The 22,823-nt window shown below is 66.1% G+C and carries 30 protein-coding genes; 28 read left to right on the forward strand and 2 right to left on the reverse strand.

Translation table 11 applies throughout. The features are described 5' to 3' along the window. Nucleotides 1-1,711, reverse strand: a 1,711-nt coding sequence (locus tag C3E87_RS00005) for a hypothetical protein (protein ID WP_143570823.1), incomplete at its 3' end; no start/stop codon positions are given. Between the two features lie 146 nt (nucleotides 1,712-1,857). Here C3E87_RS00005 and C3E87_RS00010 point away from each other — a divergent pair. The 17 genes from C3E87_RS00010 to C3E87_RS00090 all read left to right on the forward strand — a co-directional run bounded on the left by C3E87_RS00010 (nucleotide 1,858) and on the right by C3E87_RS00090 (nucleotide 14,572). Further along, nucleotides 1,858-5,157 (forward strand): ABC transporter ATP-binding protein/permease, encoded by a 3,300-nt coding sequence (locus C3E87_RS00010; protein WP_076058001.1) that lies wholly within the window; start codon nucleotides 1,858-1,860, stop codon nucleotides 5,155-5,157. A gap of 281 nt (nucleotides 5,158-5,438) precedes the next feature. Then, nucleotides 5,439-5,807: a 50S ribosomal protein L14 gene (gene rplN / locus C3E87_RS00015; RefSeq protein WP_076058004.1), complete on the forward strand. Its 369-nt coding sequence runs from the start codon at nucleotides 5,439-5,441 to the stop codon at nucleotides 5,805-5,807. 1 nt (nucleotide 5,808) lies between these two features. After that, nucleotides 5,809-6,177, forward strand: coding sequence for a 50S ribosomal protein L24 (gene rplX / locus C3E87_RS00020; RefSeq protein WP_076058006.1), 369 nt, complete (start codon nucleotides 5,809-5,811; stop codon nucleotides 6,175-6,177). Next, nucleotides 6,177-6,806 carry a 50S ribosomal protein L5 gene (rplE, locus tag C3E87_RS00025; protein ID WP_076058008.1) on the forward strand — a complete coding sequence of 210 codons (630 nt, stop codon included), beginning with the start codon at nucleotides 6,177-6,179 and terminating at the stop codon, nucleotides 6,804-6,806. Before rplX ends, rplE begins: the two co-directional genes overlap by 1 nt. Before the next feature lie 7 nt (nucleotides 6,807-6,813). Then, nucleotides 6,814-6,999, forward strand: a complete 186-nt coding sequence (locus C3E87_RS00030; protein ID WP_076058010.1) for a type Z 30S ribosomal protein S14 — start codon at nucleotides 6,814-6,816, stop codon at nucleotides 6,997-6,999. A gap of 76 nt (nucleotides 7,000-7,075) precedes the next feature. Beyond that, the gene (gene rpsH / locus C3E87_RS00035) at nucleotides 7,076-7,480 is read left to right on the forward strand and encodes a 30S ribosomal protein S8 (protein ID WP_076058012.1); all 405 of its coding nucleotides are present in this window, start codon (nucleotides 7,076-7,078) and stop codon (nucleotides 7,478-7,480) included. Between the two features lie 27 nt (nucleotides 7,481-7,507). Then, nucleotides 7,508-8,050 (forward strand): 50S ribosomal protein L6, encoded by a 543-nt coding sequence (rplF, locus tag C3E87_RS00040; RefSeq protein ID WP_076058013.1) that lies wholly within the window; start codon nucleotides 7,508-7,510, stop codon nucleotides 8,048-8,050. Nucleotides 8,051-8,053: 3 nt separating this feature from the next. Continuing rightward, entirely contained in the window at nucleotides 8,054-8,437 is a 384-nt protein-coding gene (gene rplR / locus C3E87_RS00045; RefSeq protein ID WP_076058016.1) for a 50S ribosomal protein L18, read from the forward strand. Between the two features lie 24 nt (nucleotides 8,438-8,461). Continuing rightward, entirely contained in the window at nucleotides 8,462-9,076 is a 615-nt protein-coding gene (rpsE, locus tag C3E87_RS00050) for a 30S ribosomal protein S5 (RefSeq protein WP_076058018.1), read from the forward strand. Beyond that, nucleotides 9,076-9,258 (forward strand): 50S ribosomal protein L30, encoded by a 183-nt coding sequence (gene rpmD, locus C3E87_RS00055; RefSeq protein WP_076058020.1) that lies wholly within the window; start codon nucleotides 9,076-9,078, stop codon nucleotides 9,256-9,258. The genes rpsE and rpmD overlap by 1 nt, the downstream gene beginning before the upstream one ends. 1 nt (nucleotide 9,259) lies before the next feature. After that, nucleotides 9,260-9,700: a 50S ribosomal protein L15 gene (gene rplO, locus C3E87_RS00060; protein WP_076058022.1), complete on the forward strand. Its 441-nt coding sequence runs from the start codon at nucleotides 9,260-9,262 to the stop codon at nucleotides 9,698-9,700. A 183-nt stretch (nucleotides 9,701-9,883) separates the two neighbouring features. After that, nucleotides 9,884-11,197, forward strand: a complete 1,314-nt coding sequence (secY, locus tag C3E87_RS00065; protein ID WP_076058024.1) for a preprotein translocase subunit SecY — start codon at nucleotides 9,884-9,886, stop codon at nucleotides 11,195-11,197. After that, a complete protein-coding gene (locus tag C3E87_RS00070) occupies nucleotides 11,194-11,772 on the forward strand; it encodes an adenylate kinase (RefSeq protein WP_076058026.1) in 579 nt (192 codons plus the stop codon). The genes secY and C3E87_RS00070 overlap by 4 nt, the downstream gene beginning before the upstream one ends. Next, nucleotides 11,769-12,587 carry a type I methionyl aminopeptidase gene (gene map, locus C3E87_RS00075; RefSeq protein ID WP_076058028.1) on the forward strand — a complete coding sequence of 273 codons (819 nt, stop codon included), beginning with the start codon at nucleotides 11,769-11,771 and terminating at the stop codon, nucleotides 12,585-12,587. The genes C3E87_RS00070 and map overlap by 4 nt, the downstream gene beginning before the upstream one ends. 31 nt (nucleotides 12,588-12,618) lie before the next feature. Beyond that, entirely contained in the window at nucleotides 12,619-12,978 is a 360-nt protein-coding gene (locus C3E87_RS00080) for a DUF1707 domain-containing protein (RefSeq protein WP_076058030.1), read from the forward strand. A 122-nt stretch (nucleotides 12,979-13,100) separates the two neighbouring features. Continuing rightward, nucleotides 13,101-13,943, forward strand: a complete 843-nt coding sequence (locus tag C3E87_RS00085; protein ID WP_076058032.1) for a neutral zinc metallopeptidase — start codon at nucleotides 13,101-13,103, stop codon at nucleotides 13,941-13,943. Nucleotides 13,944-14,128: 185 nt separating this feature from the next. Next, nucleotides 14,129-14,572, forward strand: coding sequence for a VOC family protein (locus C3E87_RS00090; protein WP_076058034.1), 444 nt, complete (start codon nucleotides 14,129-14,131; stop codon nucleotides 14,570-14,572). A 4-nt stretch (nucleotides 14,573-14,576) separates the two neighbouring features. Here the strand turns inward: C3E87_RS00090 and C3E87_RS00095 are convergent, their stop codons facing one another. Continuing rightward, the gene (locus C3E87_RS00095) at nucleotides 14,577-14,864 is read right to left on the reverse strand and encodes a YciI family protein (protein ID WP_076058036.1); all 288 of its coding nucleotides are present in this window, start codon (nucleotides 14,862-14,864) and stop codon (nucleotides 14,577-14,579) included. A 129-nt stretch (nucleotides 14,865-14,993) separates the two neighbouring features. On the opposite strand from C3E87_RS00095, the gene infA reads away from it, so the two are divergent. From infA to C3E87_RS00150, 11 genes are all read left to right on the forward strand, one after another. Then, a complete protein-coding gene (infA, locus tag C3E87_RS00100) occupies nucleotides 14,994-15,215 on the forward strand; it encodes a translation initiation factor IF-1 (protein ID WP_040284660.1) in 222 nt (73 codons plus the stop codon). Nucleotides 15,216-15,491: 276 nt separating this feature from the next. Beyond that, complete coding sequence (gene rpmJ / locus C3E87_RS00105; protein ID WP_002514836.1) at nucleotides 15,492-15,605, forward strand: 50S ribosomal protein L36; 114 nt, start codon at nucleotides 15,492-15,494, stop codon at nucleotides 15,603-15,605. A gap of 192 nt (nucleotides 15,606-15,797) precedes the next feature. Continuing rightward, a complete protein-coding gene (gene rpsM, locus C3E87_RS00110) occupies nucleotides 15,798-16,172 on the forward strand; it encodes a 30S ribosomal protein S13 (RefSeq protein WP_076058038.1) in 375 nt (124 codons plus the stop codon). 50 nt (nucleotides 16,173-16,222) lie between these two features. Continuing rightward, nucleotides 16,223-16,630, forward strand: a complete 408-nt coding sequence (rpsK, locus tag C3E87_RS00115; protein WP_076058040.1) for a 30S ribosomal protein S11 — start codon at nucleotides 16,223-16,225, stop codon at nucleotides 16,628-16,630. 30 nt (nucleotides 16,631-16,660) lie between these two features. Further along, on the forward strand, nucleotides 16,661-17,266 hold the full coding sequence (rpsD, locus tag C3E87_RS00120) for a 30S ribosomal protein S4 (protein WP_076058042.1): 606 nt from the start codon (nucleotides 16,661-16,663) through the stop codon (nucleotides 17,264-17,266). A 125-nt stretch (nucleotides 17,267-17,391) separates the two neighbouring features. Then, nucleotides 17,392-18,414 carry a DNA-directed RNA polymerase subunit alpha gene (locus C3E87_RS00125; RefSeq protein WP_076058045.1) on the forward strand — a complete coding sequence of 341 codons (1,023 nt, stop codon included), beginning with the start codon at nucleotides 17,392-17,394 and terminating at the stop codon, nucleotides 18,412-18,414. 36 nt (nucleotides 18,415-18,450) lie between these two features. Next, entirely contained in the window at nucleotides 18,451-18,987 is a 537-nt protein-coding gene (rplQ, locus tag C3E87_RS00130; RefSeq protein ID WP_076058046.1) for a 50S ribosomal protein L17, read from the forward strand. A gap of 88 nt (nucleotides 18,988-19,075) precedes the next feature. Beyond that, nucleotides 19,076-20,038, forward strand: a complete 963-nt coding sequence (locus C3E87_RS00135; protein WP_076058049.1) for an ABC transporter substrate-binding protein — start codon at nucleotides 19,076-19,078, stop codon at nucleotides 20,036-20,038. A 77-nt stretch (nucleotides 20,039-20,115) separates the two neighbouring features. After that, nucleotides 20,116-21,081: an ABC transporter substrate-binding protein gene (locus tag C3E87_RS00140; RefSeq protein ID WP_076058052.1), complete on the forward strand. Its 966-nt coding sequence runs from the start codon at nucleotides 20,116-20,118 to the stop codon at nucleotides 21,079-21,081. A gap of 7 nt (nucleotides 21,082-21,088) precedes the next feature. Beyond that, on the forward strand, nucleotides 21,089-21,991 hold the full coding sequence (locus tag C3E87_RS00145) for an ABC transporter permease (protein ID WP_076058055.1): 903 nt from the start codon (nucleotides 21,089-21,091) through the stop codon (nucleotides 21,989-21,991). After that, a complete protein-coding gene (locus C3E87_RS00150; protein WP_076058057.1) occupies nucleotides 21,991-22,782 on the forward strand; it encodes an ABC transporter ATP-binding protein in 792 nt (263 codons plus the stop codon). The genes C3E87_RS00145 and C3E87_RS00150 overlap by 1 nt, the downstream gene beginning before the upstream one ends. The last annotated feature ends 41 nt before the right edge of the window (nucleotides 22,783-22,823 follow it).

The following is a 22,823-nucleotide window of genomic DNA, read 5'->3' on the forward strand; positions in this document are numbered from 1 at the left end:
GTTCGGGGGTGGGCCGTGGTGCCGGGGTGACGAGGATGGTCTGTTCCGGGACGCCCAACGGATGCCGGCTGGTGCCCACAGTGGCGGTCCCGTGCCTGATGGTCACCGTCGCCTCCGCTGAGTAGCAGCCCGGCGTCGTCGGCGTAGAGCGCGCCAACCCGTCAAGTGATTCCCCTGTCCATGCCGTGTCTTCGTACTCGACGAGGGTGGCGGCATCCGTCCAGTCGGCGGCCTCGCAGGAGTCCCCGGCCGCCGTCCGGACGGCGGCCACGGGGCCGGCGATCCTCCCGGAGACGCTGACGCTGAGGGGCTCATCACTGCCGGGTACCTCCAGGCCGGGAGGGATGCCGCCGAGGTCGATCCGGTCCGCCAGTACCGTGCCGACCTCCGCGGGTTCCCGCGCCCCGTCGGCGGTCAGCACTGACGTGACGCTCGGGTTCAGCACCACGCTGGTCTCCGGCAGCTGTGGCCAGGCAGGGGGAGCGGGTGGCACCACCGTCGGCCGCGCGTCCAGGGATTCCGCCCAGGTGTAGTAGCCGGCCTCTGGGAAGCGGAGCTCGGTGGTGGCCACCTCCGCGTCGCCATGGGCGTCGTAGCTGCCGGAGAAGGTGGCGGTGTCCACCAGGGGCGCGTCCGAGCGCGAGGACGCCTTCAGTTCTGCCAGGGAGGCGAACGGCCCGTACAGCGCGCTGGTGCCGGTGAACTCCGCACCTGGCCGGCCCTTCGTCAGCGTGACGATGTCCACGGCCGGTGCCCCGCTGTGCGCGATGACGTCGCGGGTCCTGGTGGTGAGCGTGGGGTGGAAGACCTCTGGCTTCAATTCCACGCTCACGGAGTCGTTCAGTTTGACCAGGTCCGGAGCGGCGAGCAGGCGCTGCACGGTGGCCGGTTGGGGGAGGTACAGCTTCGGTCGGGCGCCGGGCAGACCCCGCACCTGGACCGACAACGTGCCCCGCACCGTGGACTCCTCAGGGGACGGGAGGGAAACCCGCACGTGGGCGCCGCCGCCCTCCCCAGTGGACGTGGGGGCCTCGACGATCTGAAGGTTGCCGCTTCCCGCGACGCTGAACGCACGATGCGGGACCGCCACCCCAGCCGCGCTCCGGACCGCCACGATCACGTGCCCCGTGGGGGACTTGCGCGATGGCCGGACCTGCCAGTTGAACTCCAGAGTGTAGGGGCCGGCATAGAGCCGTGCCTCTCTCTCGAGCCGGTCGAACTGGGCCCGCGCACCCGGGTGCGCCGTGACGACGGCGCCCCAGCGTTGCTCCTCGCGGGCCTGCTGGTGTGCGCCGTCGATGGTCCGTAGCCGCACGAAGTGCTCCACCGCCGCACCGATATCGGGCGCGGGTTGCTGTCCGGTGGCCATGAGGACCCAGGCCAGTTCTGCCAACTCACGGTCGGTGGCCGCGGCGCTGCCGTTGCCGTGAGTGCCGTGGCTGGCCCGGTTCTGCTTGCGGAGGACGTAGCCTGCCGGGGCCTGTACCCAGGACGAGGCGTTGCGGGGACCGTCCGCCATGAGGTCCGCGCAGTAGGCCGTCTGCCTGTCCACGTGGTAGGCGCCGTACCAGTTGGTGCCGGTGCCCGGAAGGGCCACCATGTGACCCGAATCGGTGAGGTGGCCGTCCTGCGGACGGGCGGAGGCAGTGGGGATCATGAGCGCGAAGGTGAACAGCGCGATCAGGGCGGTACAGAGCGGACGCCACGTCATTGTTTCTCCAAGGGGGATGGGGTCTGGCACCACCACTGTGGTCAAACCGTCCACGGGATCACCACGCGTTGCCGACCCTGTGGACAACCCGTTTTCGGTCAGTGGGAAACTGGAAGGGGATCACACGCCATCAGGAGAGGCCCGACATGCTCGAGTTGAGGGATGTGCGCAAGTCGTACACCACAGGCGACTTCAGTCAGGTCGCCCTCGACGACGTCTCCATCGCCTTCCGCGACAGTGAGTTCGTCGCGGTCCTCGGCCCCTCCGGTTCCGGCAAGACCACCATGCTCAACCTCATCGGTGGGCTCGACCAGTACGACTCCGGCGACCTGGTCATCGACGGCGTCTCCACCGAGCGGTACCGCGACCGCGACTGGGACACCTACCGCAACAACCGCGTCGGCTTCGTCTTCCAGAGCTACAACCTCATTCCGCACCAGAGCGTGCTGGCCAACGTGGAACTCGCGCTCACGCTGGCAGGTGTCACGCGTTCGGAGCGCCGCCGCCGGGCGCGGGCGGCACTCGAGGATGTGGGGCTGGGGGAGCACATCCACAAGCGGCCCAACCAGCTCTCCGGCGGGCAGATGCAGCGCGTCGCCATCGCCCGGGCGCTGATCAACGATCCGGAGATCCTGCTGGCCGACGAGCCCACCGGCGCCCTGGATTCGGCCACCAGCGTCCAGATCATGGCCCTGCTGACGAGCATCGCGATGGACCGGCTCGTCGTCATGGTCACCCACAACCCCGAGCTCGCCCAGCAGTACGCCACGCGCACGGTGCACCTCAGCGACGGCCGGGTGGTGGAGGACACGGATCCCTTCCTCCCCGCAGCGCTCGCCCCGGCCGGCCACGGTTGGGCCCGTCGCACGAGCATGGGCTTCCTCACCGCCATCGCGTTGTCCTTCAACAACCTGATGACGAAGAAGGGGCGCACGCTCATGACGTCGTTCGCCGGCAGCATCGGGATCATCGGCATCGCCGCCATCCTGGCCCTGGCCAACGGCGTCCAGGGCTACATCAAGGGTGTGGAGGAGGACACGCTCTCGCAGTACCCGCTCACCATTCAAGCGCAGGGTTTCGACATGACCGCGATGCTGGTCTCCGCCGGGCTGGGGGACGACGGGCCGGGCGGGGCGGACGACGCGCAGGTGCGTGAGGTGCCGCTCATGGCCAAGATGTTCTCGAGTGTGGGCACCAACGACCTGGGCTCACTCAAGACCTACCTCGACGACAACGGCGGCGGAATCGACTCGCTGGTCAACGCCGTCGAGTACACCTACGACGTCACCCCCCAGTTGTACGCCGACGACGGGGGCAGCGACCCCCGCCAGGTGAACCCCGACGCGGCCATGGTGGCGCTCGGCTTCGCGCGCTCCCCGGCGGCGGGCGGGGTGACCGCCGGGTTGCGGAGCAGCGCCTTCGACGAGTTGGTGGGTGACCTGGGTCTCGTCGAGGAGCAGTACGACGTGGTCTCAGGGCGCTGGCCCGCCGCGCACGACGAGATGCTCGTGGTGCTGACGGATACCGGCGGCATCAGCGACCTCGCGCTCTACGCAATGGGACTGCTCGATCCCGCCCAGCTCGACGAGATGGTCCGGCAGATGATGGCAGAGGAAGACGTCGTCACACCCACCACCACCCGGGACTTCTCCTACGACGAGGTGATGGACGTCTCGTTCAAGCTCGTGAACGCCGCGGAGTACTACGTGCACGACGACGACTTCGACGTGTGGACCGACCGTAGCCAGGACCAGAGCCACGTCGCACAGTTGGTGGCGGAGGGCACGCCGGTGAAGGTGGTCGGGATCGCGCGGCCCGCGGACGACGGCAACGCCACCCTGAGCCCCGGCATCTACTACACGCCGGCCCTGACCGAGTACCTGATGGCGGAGGTGGCGGAGGCACCCATCGTCCGCGAGCAACTCGCCGAACCATCGGTCAATGTGTTCACCGGCCGGGGCTTCACAGATGAGGCCCCCCGGGAGGAGCTGGACCTGACCTCGCTGTTCACCATCGACGAGGAGGCCGTCACAGCCGCGTTCACCGTCGACGAATCGAAGCTGCAGCCCGATCTGAGCGGCCTCGAGCTGGACCTCGACATGTCGTCGCTCAGCATCGACCCGGCGAAGCTGCCCCCGCTGGACCTCACCTCGGTGCTGGAGGGTCTTGATCCGGCCAACCTCATCCAGTTGCCCGAGATGCCCGCGGTGCCGATGCAGGAACTGCCCGCCGTCAGCACCGAACAGATCCTGGCCCAGCTGCCGGTCTTCCTGCAGACGTACACCATCTACGCCAATGAGAACGGTCTGGACCCGGCTGATCCGACCGTCGCCATGCCCGCCTTCCTGGCCTCACCCGAGGCGGACTCGACGCTCACGGCGATCGCGCTGGAACTGGGGATCGACCGCACCGCCGTCGAGACCCAGCTGGGTGCCTACCTCGCCTGGGCCGCCGAGCAGGGCCTGGATCCCGCTGACGTGACCGGCAACGCCCAGGTGTTCCTCGCGGACCAGCAGCAGGCGCTGCTCGACACCGCCCTGGACGTGGTGGACACCGACGCGCTGGAGCGGCAACTCCAGGCGGAGCTCGGCTCCTACCTCGAACAGGTGATGCAGGTCTACATGGGTGATGTCGCTGCGCAACTGACTGACGAGATCACCGCGCAGCTGGGTAGTGCGGTCGAATCCTCGATGGCCGGGTTGGCCGACGACCTGCGGGAGGCGGTGAGCATCGACCAGGACGCGTTCATGGCCTCGTTCCAGATGGACAAGAGCCAGGAGGAACTCACGCAGCTGCTGATGTCGACCGCCTCCACCCGGGCGGCGACCTACGAGTCCACCCTGAGGACCCTGGGCTACGCGTCGCCCGACGAGCCGTCGGCGGTCAACATCTATCCCATCGACTTCGAGTCCAAAGCGCAGATCACCGACCTGCTCGATTCCTACAATGAGCGGATGCGTGAGACCGGTCGCGAAGGACAGGTCATCACGTACTCCGACCTGGTGGGTGCGTTGATGAGTTCGGTCACCGACATCATCAACACCATCAGCTACGTGCTGATCGCGTTCGTGGCGATCTCCCTGGTGGTGTCGTCGATCATGATCGGCGTGATCACCTACATCTCGGTCCTGGAGCGGCGCAAGGAGATCGGCATCCTGCGCGCCGTCGGCGCCAGCAAGCGCGACATCCGTCGGGTCTTCAACGCCGAAACCCTCATCGTCGGCTTCGTCGCCGGCGTGTTGGGAGTGGCGATCACCGCGCTGCTCACCATCCCGGCCAACGCCATCGTCTATGCCCGCTTCGACGTCCCGAATGTGGCGGTCCTCCCGTGGCAGGCGGCGGTCGGCCTGGTCCTGATCAGCATGGCGCTCACCGCCGTCGCGGGTCTGCTGCCCGCCTCGTCCGCCTCGCGCAAGGACCCCGTCGAGGCGCTGCGGAGCGAGTGACGCCGCCGGCGTCGGCCACCGGGCCAGGGGAGTGGCGCTCAGGTCCGGTCGGCGGTGTGGGGTAGGGTGAACCGCTCAGTGGGGGCGATTTCGCGCGTTGGTGCCGCTGGGCTAGACTAATCAGGTTGCCTTGGGTCTGTGCCCCTTCGGGGGGACCTTTCCCAGGCTTCGCCACAACCTCCTCTCCCTCGAGCTGGGGGTTCCCTCCTGGCAAAATCCAGGGGGTTCGTTTCTAGTTTCACAAGGCCTTTAACGAGGAACCGGTGGAGCAAGGAGTAGTAATGATCCAGCAGGAGTCGCGACTTAAGGTCGCCGACAACACTGGTGCAAAGGAAATTCTCTGCATCCGTGTGCTCGGCGGTTCCGGACGTCGCTACGCATTCCTCGGCGACACCATCGTCGCCACCGTCAAGGACGCGATCCCTGGCGGCAACGTGAAGAAGGGCGACGTGGTCAAGGCCGTCGTCGTCCGCACCACCAAGGAACGCCGTCGTCCCGACGGTTCCTACATCAAGTTCGACGAGAACGCCGCCGTGATCCTCAACGCCAACGGTGAACCCCGCGGCACGCGCATCTTCGGGCCCGTGGCCCGCGAGCTGCGTGACAAGAAGTTCATGCGCATCATCTCGCTCGCCCCGGAGGTGATCTGACATGTCGCTCCACGTCAAGAAGGGTGACCGCGTCAAGGTCCTGTCCGGTAAGGACAAGGGCGTTGTCGCCGAGGTCATCGCTGTCGATCCCGCCAACGAGCGTGTGACGGTCCAGGGTGTCAACCTCGTCAAGAAGCACCGTCGTGAGTCCCAGACTGCGACCGGTCGCAAGGTCGAAGGCGGCATCATCAACGTCGAGGCCCCCATCCACGTCAGCAATGTGCAGCTCGTGGTGAAGGTCGACGGCAAGGAGGTCCCGACGCGCGTCGGTTACAAGCGTGTCGAGGTGTCCAAGCGTCGTCCCGACGGTTCCGAGTACAAGGCGGAGCGCTCCGTGCGCATCGCGCGCAAGACGGGGGAGGAGATCTGATGACCGCCACCGCTACCACCAACGCGATGCCGCGCCTGAAGACCAGGTACCGCGAAGAGATCGTGCCCGCACTCCAGCAGGAGTTCGACTACGCCAACGTCATGCAGATCCCCGGTCTTGTGAAGATCGTGGTGAACATGGGTGTCGGTGAGGCTGCACGTGACTCGAAGATCATCGAAGGGGCCCTCAAGGACCTCACGGCGATCACCGGTCAGAAGCCCACCGTCACGAAGGCCCGCAAGTCGATCGCCCAGTTCAAGCTGCGCGAAGGCATGCCGATCGGCGCCCACGTCACCCTCCGTGGTGACCGCATGTGGGAATTCGCCGACCGTCTCCTGACCCTGGCGCTGCCCCGTATCCGTGACTTCCGTGGCCTGAACGGCAACCAGTTCGACGGCAACGGCAACTTCACCTTCGGTCTGTCTGAGCAGGTCATGTTCCTCGAAATCGACCAGGACAAGATCGACCGCGTCCGTGGCATGGACATCACTTTTGTGACGTCGGCCGCCAACGATGAGGAAGGTCGCGCTCTGCTCAAGCACCTCGGCTTCCCCTTCAAGGCGCAGGACGACCCGAAGAAGCAGAAGACCAAGCGCGGTCCTGCGTTCTACGCCAAGAAGAAGAAGTGAGTAACTAATGGCTAAGACAGCACTCAAGGTCAAGGCAGCCCGCAAGCCCAAGTTCGCGGTCCGCGCCTACACCCGTTGCCAGAAGTGTGGCCGACCGAAGTCGGTCTACCGCAAGTTCGGCCTGTGCCGCGTCTGCGTGCGCGAGATGGCCCACGCGGGTCAGCTCCCGGGCGTGACCAAGTCGTCCTGGTGACGAGACCCACTACGTCAGAATCAACTAACACCAGGTCCGGGCAGCCGGAAACCGGTGTGAGAAAGAGGCAATAGTCATGACGATGACTGATCCGATCGCAGACATGTTGACACGTCTGCGTAACGCCAACCAGGCGTACCAGGACTCCACGTCCATGCCGTCGTCGAAGATCAAGGTGGGCATCGCCGAGATCCTCAAGAAGAACGGTTACATCACCGATTACGAGCTCACCGAGGTCGAAGGCCAGGTCGGCAAGGTCCTGAAGGTGACCCTGAAGTACGGCGACTCGCGCGAGCGCACCATCGTGGGCCTCAAGCGCGTGAGTAAGCCCGGCCTTCGCGTTTACGCGAAGTCCACCGATCTCCCCAAGGTCCTCGGTGGCCTGGGTATCGCCATCATCTCGACGTCGCAGGGTCTTCTGACCGACCGTGACGCCAAGGCCAAGTCCGTCGGTGGCGAAGTACTCGCCTACGTCTGGTGACCGGGCGAAGGAAGAGGAGAAACTGATATGTCGCGAATTGGCAGGATGCCCATCACCATCCCGTCCGGTGTCGACGTCAAGCTCGATGGCCGACAGGTCGACGTCAAGGGGCCCAAGGGCTCGCTGTCGCTGACCATTTCTGAGCCGCTGAGCGTTGACAAGACCGACGAGGGCCAGCTGGAAATCACCCGTCCCAACGACGAGCGTGAGTCCCGCTCCCTCCACGGCCTGACGCGCACCCTGGTCAACAACATGATCGTGGGCGTCACCGAGGGCTACGAGAAGAAACTCGAAATCGTCGGCGTTGGCTACCGTGTCATCTCCAAGGGTCCGAAGCAGCTCGAGTTCGCGCTCGGCTTCTCGCACCCGGTGATCATCGACGCCCCTGAGGGCATCGATTTCATCGTGGAGACCCCCACGAAGCTGACGATCCAGGGCATCGACAAGCAGGTTGTCGGAGAGACTGCGGCAAACATCCGCAAGCTCCGCAAGCCTGAGCCCTACAAGGGCAAGGGCGTCCGCTATGCGGGCGAGCACGTCCGCCGCAAGGCTGGAAAGGCTGGTAAGTAATCCATGGCGATTTCGATCAGGACCAACAAGACGTTGGCCGCCAAGAGCGCTGCGCGTTCGCGTCGCCAGCTCCGTGCCCGTAAGAAGATCAGCGGATCGCCTGAGCGCCCCCGCCTGGTCGTCACCCGCTCCGCTCGTCACCTGTTCGTTCAGGTGATCGACGACCGGGCCGGCAAGACGCTCGCTTCGGCCTCCACCATGGAAGCCGACCTGCGTACCGTTGAAGCCGACAAGTCCGAGAAGGCCCGCAAGGTGGGTGCTCTCATCGCTGAGCGTGCGAAGGCAGCTGGCGTTGAGAACGTCGTCTTCGACCGTGCCGGCAACAAGTACCACGGGCGGATCGCGGCACTCGCCGACGCCGCCCGCGAGGCCGGGCTCGGCTTCTAACGACGAAAGGAAAGGGATATCACGATGAGTGAAACCCAGCAGCGCCGTAGCGGTGCTCAGGGGGAGCGTCGTGGCCGTGACGATCGTCGTGGCCAGCAGGCTTCCAAGGAAGAGAACAAGTACCTCGAGAAGGTCGTGGCGATCAACCGTGTCGCCAAGGTCGTCCAGGGCGGTCGGCGCTTCAGCTTCACCGCACTGGTCGTCGTCGGTGACGGCGAGGGAATGGTCGGTGTCGGTTACGGCAAGGCGAAGGAGGTTCCGGCCGCCATCGCCAAGGGCGTTGAAGAGGCCAAGAAGAACTTCTTCCGCGTGCCGCTGATCCAGCGCACCATCCCGCACTCGGTTCAGGGCGAGAAGGCCGGTGGCGTCGTGCTGCTGCGCCCCGCGTCCCCCGGTACCGGTGTGATCGCCGGTGGCGCCACCCGTGCGGTGCTCGAGTGCGCCGGCGTGCACGATGTGCTCGCCAAGTCGCTCGGCTCGGCCAACGCCATCAACGTCGTCCACTCCACTGTGGTGGCGCTCAAGCAGCTCGAGATGCCGGAAGCCGTGGCCAAGCGCCGCGGTCTGCCGGTCGAGGATGTCGCCCCGGCGGCTCTCCTCCGCGCTGCCCGCGAGACCAAAGAAGGGGTGGCTTCCTGATGGCAGACCTCAAGATCACGCAGGCCAAGTCTTCGGCCGGCGGCAAGCAGTACCAGCGTGACACGCTGCGTACGCTCGGACTCAAGCGCATCGGTGACTCGGTGGTGCGGGAGGATCGTCCCGAGGTTCTCGGCATGATCCGTACCGTGGCCCACCTGGTCACCGTGGAAGAGGTGAAGTGAGATGGCGCTGAAACTGCATCATCTGCAGCCCGCCCCGGGCGCCAAGACGGCTAAGACCCGTGTTGGCCGTGGTGAGGGCTCGAAGGGTAAGACCGCAGGTCGCGGCACCAAGGGCACCGGCGCGCGTAAGAACACCCCTGCGAACTTCGAGGGCGGGCAGATGCCTCTGCACATGCGCCTCCCGAAGCTCAAGGGCTTCAAGAACCCGTTCCGTGTCGAATACCAGGTCGTCAACGTCGGCCGCCTCGCTGAGCTCTTCCCTGAGGGCGGCGAAGTGGGCGTCGAGGATCTGGTCGCGGCCGGCGCGGTGCGCGCAGGCAACCTGGTCAAGGTGCTGGGCAACGGGGATGTCTCCATCGCCCTCAACGTGACCGCCAACGCGTTCTCGAACTCCGCCAAGGCGAAGCTCGAGGGTGCCGGTGGCTCCGTGACCGAACTCTGATTCGGTCACCAGAGACAGAGACGGCGGGGTGGCTCCGGTTGCGGAGCCGCCCCGCTTTCCTGTCCCGCTCACTCACACTGTGAGTTGAGTTTCAGCAGGGACTATCAGCTTGATAGGCTGCCCTGGTTGCCGTGCAGCGATTGCGCGGTCGAAAGTATCTGCTACCTGGAAAGTAGGGGTCGGATGATCTCCGCCTTGGCTAATGCGTTGAGGACGCCGGACCTTCGTAAGAAGCTCCTCTTCACGCTGGGCATCATCGCCGTGTTCCGCCTGGGGTCGACGATCCCTTCCCCGAACGTGAACATGGCACGCATCGATGAGTGTCTGGCCATCGCCACTCAGGGGCCATCCGCTGGCATCTACAACATCATCAACCTGTTCTCGGGCGGGGCGCTGTTGCAGTTGACGATCTTCGCGCTGGGCATCATGCCCTACATCACCGCGTCGATCATCCTCCAGCTCCTCACCGTCGTCATCCCGCGTCTGGAGGCCCTCAAGAAGGAGGGTGCCTCCGGCACGGCGAAGATCACCGAGTACACCCGCTACCTGACGTTGGTCCTGGCCGTCCTGAACGCCACCGCGTTCGTGACGCTGGCCCGGACCGGTCAGCTGCTCCCCGGTTGTGAGGGCATCCTCTACTCCGACGAGCTGTTCCCGCTGGTCACCATGGTCATGGTCATGACCGCCGGCACCGGCATCATCATGTGGATGGGCGAGCTCATCACGGAGCGCGGCGTCGGCAACGGCATGTCGATCATGATCTTCACCCAGATCGTCGCCAGCTTCCCGACGGGCCTGTGGTCCATCAAGCAGTCGCACCAGGGTGCCACGGGCTGGATCCTCTTCTTCCTCGTGATCGGCATCGGCCTCCTGGTGATGCTCGGCATCATCTGGGTGGAGCAGGGTCAGCGCCGCATCCCGGTGCAGTACGCCAAGCGCATGGTCGGTCGTCGCCTCGTCGGCGGCTCCACCACCTACATCCCGCTGAAGGTCAACCAGTCCGGCGTCATCCCGGTCATCTTCGCCTCGTCGATCATGTACCTGCCGGTCCTCTACGCCACCTTCCGGCCGGAGAGCGGCGTCTCCCAGTGGATCCAGGCCAACTTCACCGGCACGGGCATGTACTCGTGGGTCTACAACCTGGTCCAGTTCGTGCTCATCGTCGCGTTCTGCTACTTCTACGTGTCCATCACCTTCAACCCTGAAGAAGTCTCGGACAACATGAAGAAGTACGGCGGCTTCATCCCGGGCATCCGCGCCGGCAAGCCGACCGAGCGTTACCTGGCCTACGTGCTGTCGCGTCTGACGGCGCCCGGCTCGCTCTACCTGGCCACCATCGCCCTCATCCCGACGATCGCCTTCATGGCAGTGGGCGCCCAGCAGAACTTCCCGTTCGGCGGCACCTCCATCCTGATCATCGTCGGTGTAGCCCTGGACACGGTCAAGAAGATCGAGAGCCAGCTCCAGCAGCGCAACTATGAGGGCTTCCTGCGGTGAAGCTACTGATCATGGGTGCCCCAGGGGCGGGAAAAGGCACGCAGGCGACAGCGCTGGCCGACCGCTACGGTGTCCCTGCGATCTCTACCGGCGACATCTTCCGGTTCAACATCAAGAACCAGACCCCGCTCGGCATCAAGGTCAAGGAGATCATCGACGCGGGAGAGTACGTACCCGACGACATGACGGAGCAGATCGTCGCGGACCGCCTGGCGCAGCCGGACTGCGAGCCCGGCTTCCTGCTGGACGGATTCCCCCGCACCATGCACCAGGTCTACTTCCTGGACCGCTACCTCTCGGAGCAGGACCAGCGGCTCGACGCCGTGGTATCGCTGCATGTCGAGCCTGAGGCGCTCGTCGAACGGCTCCTGGCCCGCGCGGCCAAGGAGGGCCGGGCGGACGACAACGCGGACACCATCCGTCGCCGCATGGAGGTCTACGCGGGCCAGACGGCCCCGCTGCTGTTCCACTACGAGTCGAAGGGCCTCCTCGTCGACATCGAGGGCACCGGCACCGTCGAGGAAGTGCAGCAGCGCATGTTTGACGAACTCGACCTGCACATCAGCCGCCGATGAGCATGATCGAACTGAAATCGGCCGATGAACTGCGCCTCATGCGCAGGGCCGGCCTGGTGGTCGCTGAAGGCCTCGACGCCATGGTGGCGGCAGCCACCGCGGGGGTCACGACGGCCGAGGTGGACGCGGTGGGCCGCGAGGTGCTCGCCCGCCACGGCGCCGGCTCCTCCTTCCTGGGCTACGGCGACTACGGCACCCCGTTCCCCGGCGTGGCATGCATCTCCACCAACAACGAACTTGTCCACGGCATCCCTGGTGACAGGGTGCTGCAGGACGGCGACGTGGTCTCCATCGACTTCGGCGCCATCGTGGAGGGCTGGCACGGAGACGCTGCCCGCACCATCATCGTGGGGTCGGGCGCCGCGGAGGACCAGGCCCTGATCGACGCCACCCGCGAGGCCTTCTGGGCCGGCGCCAGGGCGATGCGCGACGGCGGCCGGGTGGGCGACGTCTCCAAAGCCATCGAGGGCTATGTCAAGAGCCTGCCCACGCACTACGGAACGTTGCGGGAGTACACCGGGCACGGCATCGGCTCCGAGATGCACATGGACCCTGACGTGCCCAACTGGCACCGCCGTCGGCCCACCCCCAGGTTGTCCGTGGGCATGGCGCTGGCCATTGAACCCATGCTGACCACCGGCACACACCAGACCCTCGAGCTCGACGACGACTGGACCGTCGTCAGCCGCGACGGGTCGAACGGTTCCCACTGGGAGAACACGGTGGCCCTCACCGAGCACGGCGTCTGGGTGCTCACAGAACATGACGGTGGAGCCTCTAGGCTCGGTGACCTGTTCGGTCCGCTGTCCGACTGAGCGGCTCCCACAGCGGCCTATGATGGTCCTCATGCCGCTGCCACCGAGCTCGAAGTACCTGCAACGCCCAGGCGACCCCATCGACGAGACGGAGCGCGCCTCCATCACCCAGCGGCTCAATGACGCGTTCGCCGACGGGCGTCTCACCCACGACGAGTACGCCACCGCCATGGACGTGGTCTACGACGCACGCACCCTCGGCGACCTGGTCCCCGTGATGGAGAAGCTACCCGCCGCCGCCGCCCAGGTGCCGGCCATCGTCGAGCAGGGCGGGGTCCCGGCAGGACAGATCACGCAGTCGCGCACCCTGGTGCCCGTCGCGATGATGGTGGGCGTCGTCGGCGTTGCCCTGGTGGCAGTGTTGATCATCCTGCTCGTGCTGATCTTCTGAGATACTTCCTGCACGCGCAGTGCAGCCGACGGGGGGAGTGACGGATGCGCACTTCAGCCCATACCGTTCGCCCTCGGCGGGCCAGGCCGCGATTCCGGCTGGGGCTCACCACCCTCATCGCTGTGGTGACCACCTTGGTGCTGTCGCTCGCCCTCGTCATTTTCGGCATGAACCTGAAGCCCCCTCCTGATGCCGGACCGGCCCCTGCCGGGGGTCAGCAGGTCCCGGAGCCGGGAGCCGGGCCGGGGGAGTGGGAGCTGCCCAGGCAGACCTGGGAGCCGTTGCCGGGGCCAGACCCGGTGTCGCCGCTCTACGACGCGCAGGTCACCACCCTGAACGCCCTGGCCCCGGTCGCGCTGGAACACTGCGCCTCCCCGAAGACCGTCCGCGACGAGGCGGAGTGGGAGGCGGCGGTGCGCGACCAGTGGTTCTGCGTGCACCGTTCCTGGGTGCCCACGTTCCAGCAGTTGGGGTGGCTGACGGCGGCTCCGGGCGTCCAGTTCTTCACCGGTGAGGGCGACGACAGCGCCTGTGGCTACCTGGAGGCGCCCGCGTTCTACTGTTCGGCCGAGGGCGGCAGCGTCCACTTCGGTGCGCGGCACTTCGACATGGCGCGCACGTGGGACCTGTCGGTCAACGAGATGGTCAACCACGAGTACGGGCACCACCTGCAGAGCCTGGCCGGCATCACGCGGGCCAAGACAGCGATGGCCAACACCCCCGTGCTGGAGCGGCGCGCGGAGTTGCAGGCCACCTGCTGGTCAGCCGCCATGACCCGTCACAACAGCGCCTTCCGGTTCGGGCAGGAACAGTATGAGTCCTGGATGGAGCGACTCGCGACGATGCGCGCCGACGGGGTGCACGGTTCACGCGAGTCGCTCCTGTACTGGGGTACCCGCGGCCTCTACGCGGCCACCATGAACGACTGCAACACCTGGACGGTGCCGGACGACGAGGTCGCCTAGGAGCTTCTGGTGGGGGAGCTGGCCTGCGAGCATCGCGGCCAGTGCGAGGATGAACCCGCCGAGTTGGGGGAGGGTGAGACTTTCGCCCGGGCCACGGCGGAGGCCGCCGCCGCCCGTGACTGCGCGCAGGGGCTTCTGTCTGAACCCCGCTGCTCGTAATGTCGGGAGAGAGCAGGAGGTTCGACATGCCCAAACCCTATGGAATCCAGATCTGCGTCGACACGCGCGACGCCCACAACCTCGCGGACTGGTGGGCGGAGTCCCTCGGCTGGACGGTGGAGCCCAGCGATCCTGTGTTCATCCAGCGGATGATCGACGGGGGATACGCCACCGAGGCGGACACCCAGACACACAGGGGGAACCTGGTGTGGAGGGGGGCGGCAGCCATCTGCCCGCCGGACGAGGTGGGCAGCCCGGGGCGGCGCCGCATCCTCTTCCAGGATGTGCCTGAGGAGAAGCAGACCAAGAACCGCCTGCACTACGACGTCCACTCCGGTGGCGACGACATCGACGCCCTGCGCGACGAGTTCCTCGCCCGCGGCGCCTCGTACGTCGACTCCCACAACCAGGGGACGCACCGGTGGCACGTCATGCTGGACCCCGAAGGCAACGAGTTCTGCGTCAGCTGACCACTCAGTTGTCGGCGAACACGCCGATGATGGGATTCCATTCCTCGACGAGGCGCTCGCCGATGAGGCCCGCAGCCCAGAAGGGGTCGGCGTCGAGGGCCGACGTCACCTCGTCCCCGGATCCGGCCCGCAGGAGGAGCAGTGCGCTGGGGCGCGCCGCACCGACGAACGGGCCACTGGCCACCAGCGGGCCGGCCGTCAGGGAAGCGAGGAATTCCCGGTGGCTGGGGCGCACCCTGTCCAGCTCGGCGGTGTCGTCGGAGTAGGTGTAGCGGACAGCGAAATAGGCCATGGGGACAGGGTAGTGGCGAGGCAGGGGCGGGCCCCCGTTTGGCCAGCGACGGCTGTGGGCGTAAACTTGCCGATTGCAGTATCATCCGGCGCGCGCTCAGAGCGCCCGGTGGCGAACAGAAGAGAGTTTATGGCGAAGAAAGAGGGAGCTCTCGAACTCGAGGGCACCGTGGTCGAGGCCCTGCCCAACGCGATGTTCCGCGTCGAACTGGCCAACGGCCACAAGGTGTTGACCACGATCAGTGGCAAGATGCGGCAGCACTACATCCGCATCCTGCCGTCGGACCGCGTCGTCGTGGAGCTGTCGCCCTACGACCTCACCCGCGGACGCATCGTCTACCGACACAAGTGAGACCTGCGGCTCCGGCCGCACCCTCTCGAGCGCTGCCCGGTCCCTTCGTGGGCCGGCGGCGCTTTCTATTTTGGATACCGGCCAGTACGCCGTCGGCCCGCACCGCAGCGGGCCCTGAGCGTGCTTTTGCCTTCCGCGCACGCCTAGCGTAAAGTTGCTCCTCGGTCGTCAATGCCCGTGCGCGCCCGCGTGCCCGTGGCCACTTCGACCAAGCTCATCCACCGCAAGATTGGGCGCGCCCTGCGCTCCCAGTCGCCGATTGAAAAGGTTGCTCGAATGAAGGTTCAGCCGAGCGTCAAGAAGATCTGCGACAAGTGCAAGGTCATCCGCCGGCACGGTCGTGTGATGGTGATCTGCGACAACCCGCGCCATAAGCAGCGCCAGGGCTGATCACAGGCCACCGCGGACGAGGGCCCCAGGCCTGGTTCCGCCTGACAACTGAAACAACGTGATAGCTAGATCCCCCAGCGGGATCGACCACCCTTGGACGAAGGCCAAGGCCCCGTCGGTGCTCGAGCCGAGCACCATAGGCGGCGGGGACGCGTCACGCCCACACCTTCGCATAGGAAAGGAAACCGCCTGATGGCACGCCTAGTTGGTGTTGACCTGCCGCGCGAAAAGCGCCTCGAGGTCGCACTCACCTACATCTTCGGCATCGGCCGTACCCGCGCCGCCGAAACCCTCGCCGCGACTGGAGTCTCCGGCGATCTCCGCGTCCACCAGCTGACCGACGACCAGCTCGTCGCGCTGCGCGACCACATCGAAGGCAGCTACGAGATCGAGGGTGACCTCCGTCGTAGCACTGCCGCCGACATCCGCCGCAAGGTCGAGATCGGTAACTACCAGGGCCGTCGCCACCGCAGCGGCCTCCCGGTTCGTGGTCAGCGCACCCGCACCAATGCCCGCACCCGCAAGGGCAAGAAGAAGGCCGTCGCTGGCAAGAAGAAGGCACGCTGACCTCCGGGTCGAGCGCCTCCTCTCAAGGACTCAAGGAGACTTAAGAACATATGGCTACTGCAAGCCGCAAGGCCGGCGCCAAGACCAAGGGCCGCCGCAAGGAAAAGAAGAACGTGCTCGCCGGTCAGGCGCACATCAAGAGCACCTTCAACAACACCATCATCTCGATCACCGACCCCACGGGCAATGTGATTTCGTGGGCCTCCGCCGGCACCGTCGGCTTCAAGGGCTCGCGTAAGTCGACCCCGTTCGCCGCTCAGATGGCCGCCGAGGCCGCTGGTCGTAAGGCCATGGAGCACGGCATGAAGCGCGTCGACGTGTTCGTCAAGGGCCCGGGCTCGGGCCGCGAGACCGCTATCCGTTCGCTCGGTGCCGTCGGCCTGGAGGTCGGCGCCATTTCCGACGTGACCCCCACACCGCACAACGGCTGCCGTCCGCCGAAGCGCCGTCGCGTCTGATCCGGCCCGAGAGAATAGGACTAATACATTATGGCTCGTTATACCGGCCCGATCACCAAGAAGTCCCGTCGACTCGGGACTGACCTTGTCGGCAACGACAAGGCCTTCGAGCGTCGTCCGTACCCTCCGGGTCAGCACGGCCGCGGTCGCACGAAGGACTCCGAATACTCGCTGCAGCTTCGTGAGAAGCAGAAGGCGCGCTTCGCTTACGGCGTGCTCGAGAAGCAGTTCCGTCGCTACTACGAAGAGGCCGACCGTCACCCCGGCAAGACCGGTGACCGTCTGCTGCAGATCCTGGAGTCGCGTCTCGACAACGTCGTGTACCGCTCCGGTTTCGCTTCGACGCGTCGTCAGGCCCGTCAGCTCGTCGTCCACGGCCACTTCCTGGTCAACGGTGGGCGCGTCAACATCCCGTCGTACCGTGTCCGCGCCAAGGACATCATCGACGTGGCTGAGAAGTCGCTGAACCTGACCCCGTTCGTCATCGCCCGTGAGACCCACGGCGAGCGTTCCGTTCCCGCATGGCTGGAGGCCCGTCCCAACCGGATGCGCATCCTCGTGCACCAGCTCCCCGTCCGCGAGCAGATCGTGGTCGATGTCCAGGAGCAGATGATCGTCGAGCTCTACTCGAAGTGATCCGTCGGGGCCTCGTGCCCCACCACCGCCCCGTCCGGCTCGCTCCGGGCGGGGCGCTGGGCCCGACGGTCGGGCTCAGCACTATTCGCGCCTTCATATAGCGGTCGGCGCGGGGAGGAAACACCATGCTCATCGCACAGCGCCCGGGCCTCACGGAAGAGGTCGTCTCGGACCACCGGTCCCGGTTCATCATCGAGCCCCTCGAGCCCGGCTTCGGCTACACGCTCGGCAACTCGCTGCGCCGCACCCTGTTGTCGTCCATCCCGGGTGCCTCGGTCACCAGCATCAAGATCGAAGGCAACCAGCACGAGTTCTCCACGGTGGAGGGCGTCGTCGAGGACGTCACCGAGATCATCCTGAACCTCAAGGGCCTCGTGATCTCCTCGGAGGAGGACGAGCCCGTCGTCATGTACCTCCGCAAGGCAGGCGCCGGATCCGTCACCGCCGGTGACATCCAGCCCCCGGCAGGCGTCGAGATCCACAACCCCGAGCTGCACATCGCCACTCTCAACGAGACCGGCAAGCTCGAGATGGAGCTCGTCGTCGAACGCGGCCGTGGCTACGTCAGCGCAGTGCTGAACAAGGATCCCGATTCCGAGATCGGCCGCATCCCGGTCGACTCGATCTACTCGCCGGTGCTCAAGGTCACCTACAAGGTCGAGGCCACCCGCGTCGCCCAGCGCACCGACTTCGACCGTCTCATCGTCGACGTCGAGACCAAGCCGTCGATGACGCCGCGTGACGCCGTCGCCTCGGCCGGTACCACCCTCGTCGAGCTGTTCGGCCTTGCCCGCGAGCTCAACGTGGACGCCGAAGGCATCGAGATCGGCCCGTCGCCCGTCGACGAGCAGATCGCCGAGTCGTTGAACCTCCCTGTCGAGGATCTGGAACTGTCGGTCCGCTCCTACAACTGCCTCAAGCGCGAGGGCATCCACACCGTGGGTGAGCTCGTGGCCCGCAGCGAAGAGGATCTGCTCGACATCCGCAACTTCGGCAGCAAGTCGATCGACGAGGTTCGCGAGACCCTCGCCAACCTCGGCCTGTCGCTGCGTGACTCGCACCCGGGCTTCGACCCGCTGCAGGCCATCGAGCGCTACGACGAGGACAACGACGAAGACGCTGACTTCGCCGAGACCGAGCAGTACTGACCGCCCACACCGCTACTCACACTGGAGAATTGATCAATGCCTAAGCCGACCAAGGGTGCCCGTCTGGGCGGTAGCCCGACCCATCAGCGCCACATCCTGCGCAACCTGGCCACCCAGCTCTTCGAGCACGGCCGAATCACCACCACCGAGACCCGTGCCCGGCTGCTGCAGCCGGTTGCCGAGCGTCTGATCAGCAAGGCCAAGCGCGGTGACCTGCACAACCGTCGCCTGGTGCTGCAGTCGGTCACCGACGTCGACGTCGTGCGTCGTCTCTTCGACGAGATCGCCCCCACCTTCGAAGGCCGCAACGGTGGCTACACCCGCATCACCAAGATCGGCCCCCGCAAGGGCGACAACGCCCCCATGGCAGTGATCGAACTGATCACCGAGGCCGTGGCCCCGAAGGCCAAGGCGCCCAAGGCCGCACCGGCCGAGGAGCCCAAGGCCGAGGAGATCGCAGAGGTTGAGGAGACTGATCAGGTCGCCGAAACCGACGAGGTCGCCGAGACCGAGGAGTCGCCCGCCGCGGCCGACGAGACGGCCGCTGACGAGGACGCTGCAGAGTCCAAGTGACACCATCCGGAAGGGGCCCCCGTCGTGGGGCCCCTTCTGTTTTACCGGTAGGGTTTCGTTAGTTTTGGCCGTTCAGAGGAGACACCAGATGCTGCGACGGGTTCTTGCAGGTGCGGCTGTCGCCGCCCTGCTGCTCACTGGCTGCGGCGCGCAACAGAGCGCCCCGGACCAGGTGTCGATCGGTGGAGTGACCATCGTTTCCCACCCGTCGCTGGACCTCATCTGGGAGGGCGTGAAGGAGGGCCTCGCCGAGGCGGGTTACGTCGAGGGGGAGAACCTCACACTCGAGTTCCAGAACCCCCAGGGGGACCAGCCCACTCTGACCAACATCGCCAACACCTACGCCGCCTCTCAGCACGACCTGTTCGTGGCGATCGCCACGCCGCCGGCCCAGGCCATGGCGCAGGTGATCCAGGACCGGCCCATCGTGTTCGCGTCCGTGACCGATCCGGTCGCCGCGGGCCTGGTGGATTCGATGGAGAAGCCGGGCGGCAACGTCACGGGTACTTCCGACCAGTTGCCCACCGACCAGCAGTTGAAACTGATCCTCGACATCGACCCCACCGTCGAATCCGTGGGTATCGTCTACTCGGCCTCCGAGGTCAACGCCCAGGTGCAGGCCGAGAAGGCCATCGAGGCGGGCAGGCAACTCGGGGTCGAGGTCAAGACCGCCACCATCCAGAACTCCTCCGAGGTGCAGCAGGCCGCTGAGTCGCTGGACGTCGACGCCTATTTCACCCTCGTCGACAACACCGTCGTCTCGGCGATGGAGTCCATGGTGCAGGTGGCTGAACAGAAGCAGGCGCTGCTGGTCAGTTCGGATCCTGATTCGGTGGAGCGCGGTGCCGCCGCGGCACTCTCGACCGACTACAAGGCGCAGGGTCTGCAGACAGCCAAGATGATCGTCGAACTCCTCAAGGGAGGGGAGCCGGCCGACACCAGCGTCCAACTGCAGGAATCCCTGGAGACCGTGGTCAACCCCGCCGCCGCTGAGCGGATGGGCGTGACCATCCCCAAGGCAGTCATCGAGGAAGCCGCCACCACGTACTGAGGGGTGGACGCCGGCGCCCACCGGCGCCGCGGAAGCCTACGCTTTACAGGCACTCACCCTTTCGCGCAAGGAGAAACATGAAACTCAAGGTTGTCGCGCTCGGCACCATCGCCGCGCTCGCACTGACCGGCTGTGGCGCCGCAGAGGAGGGCTCCACCGAGTCCTACAAGATCGGCATCGCCACCATCGTCTCCCACCCGGCGCTCGACGCCGTCGCAGACGGCTTCAAGGAAGCCATGGCGGAGGCCGGTTACACGGAGGGCGAGAACCTCACCATCGACCTGCAGAACGCCCAGGGCGACCAGTCGACGCTCACGAGCATCGCCAACACGTTCGCCAGCGCGGACTTCAACGGCTACCTCGCCATTGCGACCCCCACTGCCCAGGCACTGGCCAACGTGATCACCGACAAGCCGATCGCCTTCGCCGCCGTCACGGATCCGGTCGCCGCCGGCCTCATGCAGGAGTGGGACGCCCCAGACGCCAACATCACCGGCGTGTCGGACCTCAACCCGATGGACGCGCAGCTCGACCTCATCAAGGAGATCCTGCCCGAGGCCGTCACCGTCGGCATCGTGTACTCCTCCGGCGAGGTCAACTCCGAGGTCCAGGTCGCTGAGGCCGAGAAGGCCGCCGAATCCCGTGGCATGGAGATCAAGACGGCCACCGTCACCAACTCCGCAGAGGTGCAGCAGGCCGCCGAGTCGCTCGACGTCGACGCCTACCTGATCCCCACCGACAACACCGTCGTCTCCGCCGCAGAGTCCCTCGTGCAGGTGGCCGAACAGAAGTCCGTCCCGGTCTTCGCCTCGGACGAGTCGACCATGGAGCGTGGCGCCACCGCAGGCCTTTCGGTGAACTACATCCAGCAGGGCAAGGATGCCGCTGCCGTGCTGCTCAAGATGCTCGAGGGCACTCCCGCCTCCGACATCCCGGTCGAGACGCAGAAGCAGTTCGACCTGTTCGTCAACGAAGAGGCGGCCGCAGCCCAGGGCATCGAGTTGCCCCAGGCGGTCCTCGACCGCGCAACCAAGAAGTTCTGAGTACCAGATGATCATCGCGCTCGAGATCGGCCTGCTCTACGCCATCATGGCGTTGGGCGTCTACCTCACCTACCGGGTCCTGGATTTTCCTGACCTGACGGTGGACGGCTCGTTCACGACAGGTGCCGCCACGTGCGCCATCCTGCTCGTGAACGGGGTGCCGGTCTGGGCCGCGATGATCGCCGGGATGGTCGCCGGCATGCTCGCCGGCGCCATCACCGGGCTGCTCCACGTCTGGGGCAACATCAACCCCCTGCTGGCAGGCATCCTGACCCAGATCGCGCTGTACTCCATCAACCTGCGCATCATGGGCAACCGGGCCAACGTGCCGCTGCTGCGCACCGACACGCTGTTCAGCTGGTTCCGGGGCGAACGGCTGCTCGGCACCTGGATGTCGGTGGCGGCGTTCAGCGTCGTCGTGCTCCTCGTCGGGCTGGTGGTCTACTGGTTCCTCGGCACCAGCTTCGGGGTGTCCATCCGCGCCACCGGCGACAACGAGATGATGGCCCGTTCGCAGGGCATCAACACCGGCGTCACCAAGATCGTCGGCCTGATGATCTCCAACGGCATGGTGGCCCTCTGTGGCGCGCTCGTGGCGCAGTACCAGGGCTTCTCGGACATCTCGATGGGGATCGGCCTCATCGTCGCAGGCCTGGCCTCGGTCATCGTCGGCCAGGCCATCTTCGGGATGACCGCCGTGTGGCAGGCCGTGCTGGCCGCAGCCCTCGGCTCGGTCATCTACCGTGGCGTCATCCAGATCGCCCTCAACAACGGCTTCAACCCCAACGACATGAAGCTCATCTCGGCGGTGCTCGTCGTGCTCGCCCTGGTGCTGCCGCAGTGGGGTCCCCTCAAGAAACTGCGCCGCCAACGCCGTCGTCGTCAGGCCGCAGAGGCAGGAGTCGCCTGATGCTCGAACTCGCCTCAGTCACGAAGCGCTTCTTCCCCGGCACCGTCAACGAGCGGGTCGCGCTGGACGCCATCAACCTCACCCTCCACGAGGGAGACTTCGTCACCGTCATCGGCTCCAACGGCGCCGGTAAGTCCACCATGCTCAACGTGGTCTCCGGGCGGTACCCCGTGGACGGCGGCACGGTGACGATCGACGGCAAGAACGTCAGCCGCACCCCGGAACACCAGAGGGCCAAGTGGGTCGCGCGCGTCTTCCAGGACCCCATGGCCGGCACCTCGCCCCACCTCACCATCGAGGAGAACCTGGCCATCGCGTTCGAGCGTGGCCGCAAGCGCGGTCTGCGGATGGCCGTCACCAGCCCCAAGCGCGCGGTCTTCAAGGAGGCCCTCACCACGCTGGAACTCGGGTTGGAGAACCGCCTCGACATGCGCGTGGGCATGCTGTCGGGCGGCCAGCGCCAGGCACTCAGCCTGCTGATGGCCACCTATGCGCAACCGGCCATCCTTCTCCTCGACGAACACACGGCCGCGCTGGATCCGGCGCGCGCCGCCCTGATCACCCGCCTGACAGGCGAGGCCGTGGAGCGCCATCGGCTGACCACCCTCATGGTCACCCACAACATGCACCAGGCCATCGAGCTGGGCAACAGGTTGATCATGATGCACGAGGGCCGCATCGTCCTCGAGGTCGACGACGAGGCAAAGAAGTCGATCACGGCCGAGCAGCTCACGCAGGAGTTCGCCAAGATCAAGGGCGCCAGCCTGTCGGACCGCACGCTGCTCGACTGACGCTCAGGCTCAGTCCCTCGTCCACTGGGAGCTCACGCCCC

It is taken from the genome of Tessaracoccus sp. ZS01 (assembly GCF_022342445.1).
GTDB lineage: Bacteria > Actinomycetota > Actinomycetes > Propionibacteriales > Propionibacteriaceae > Arachnia.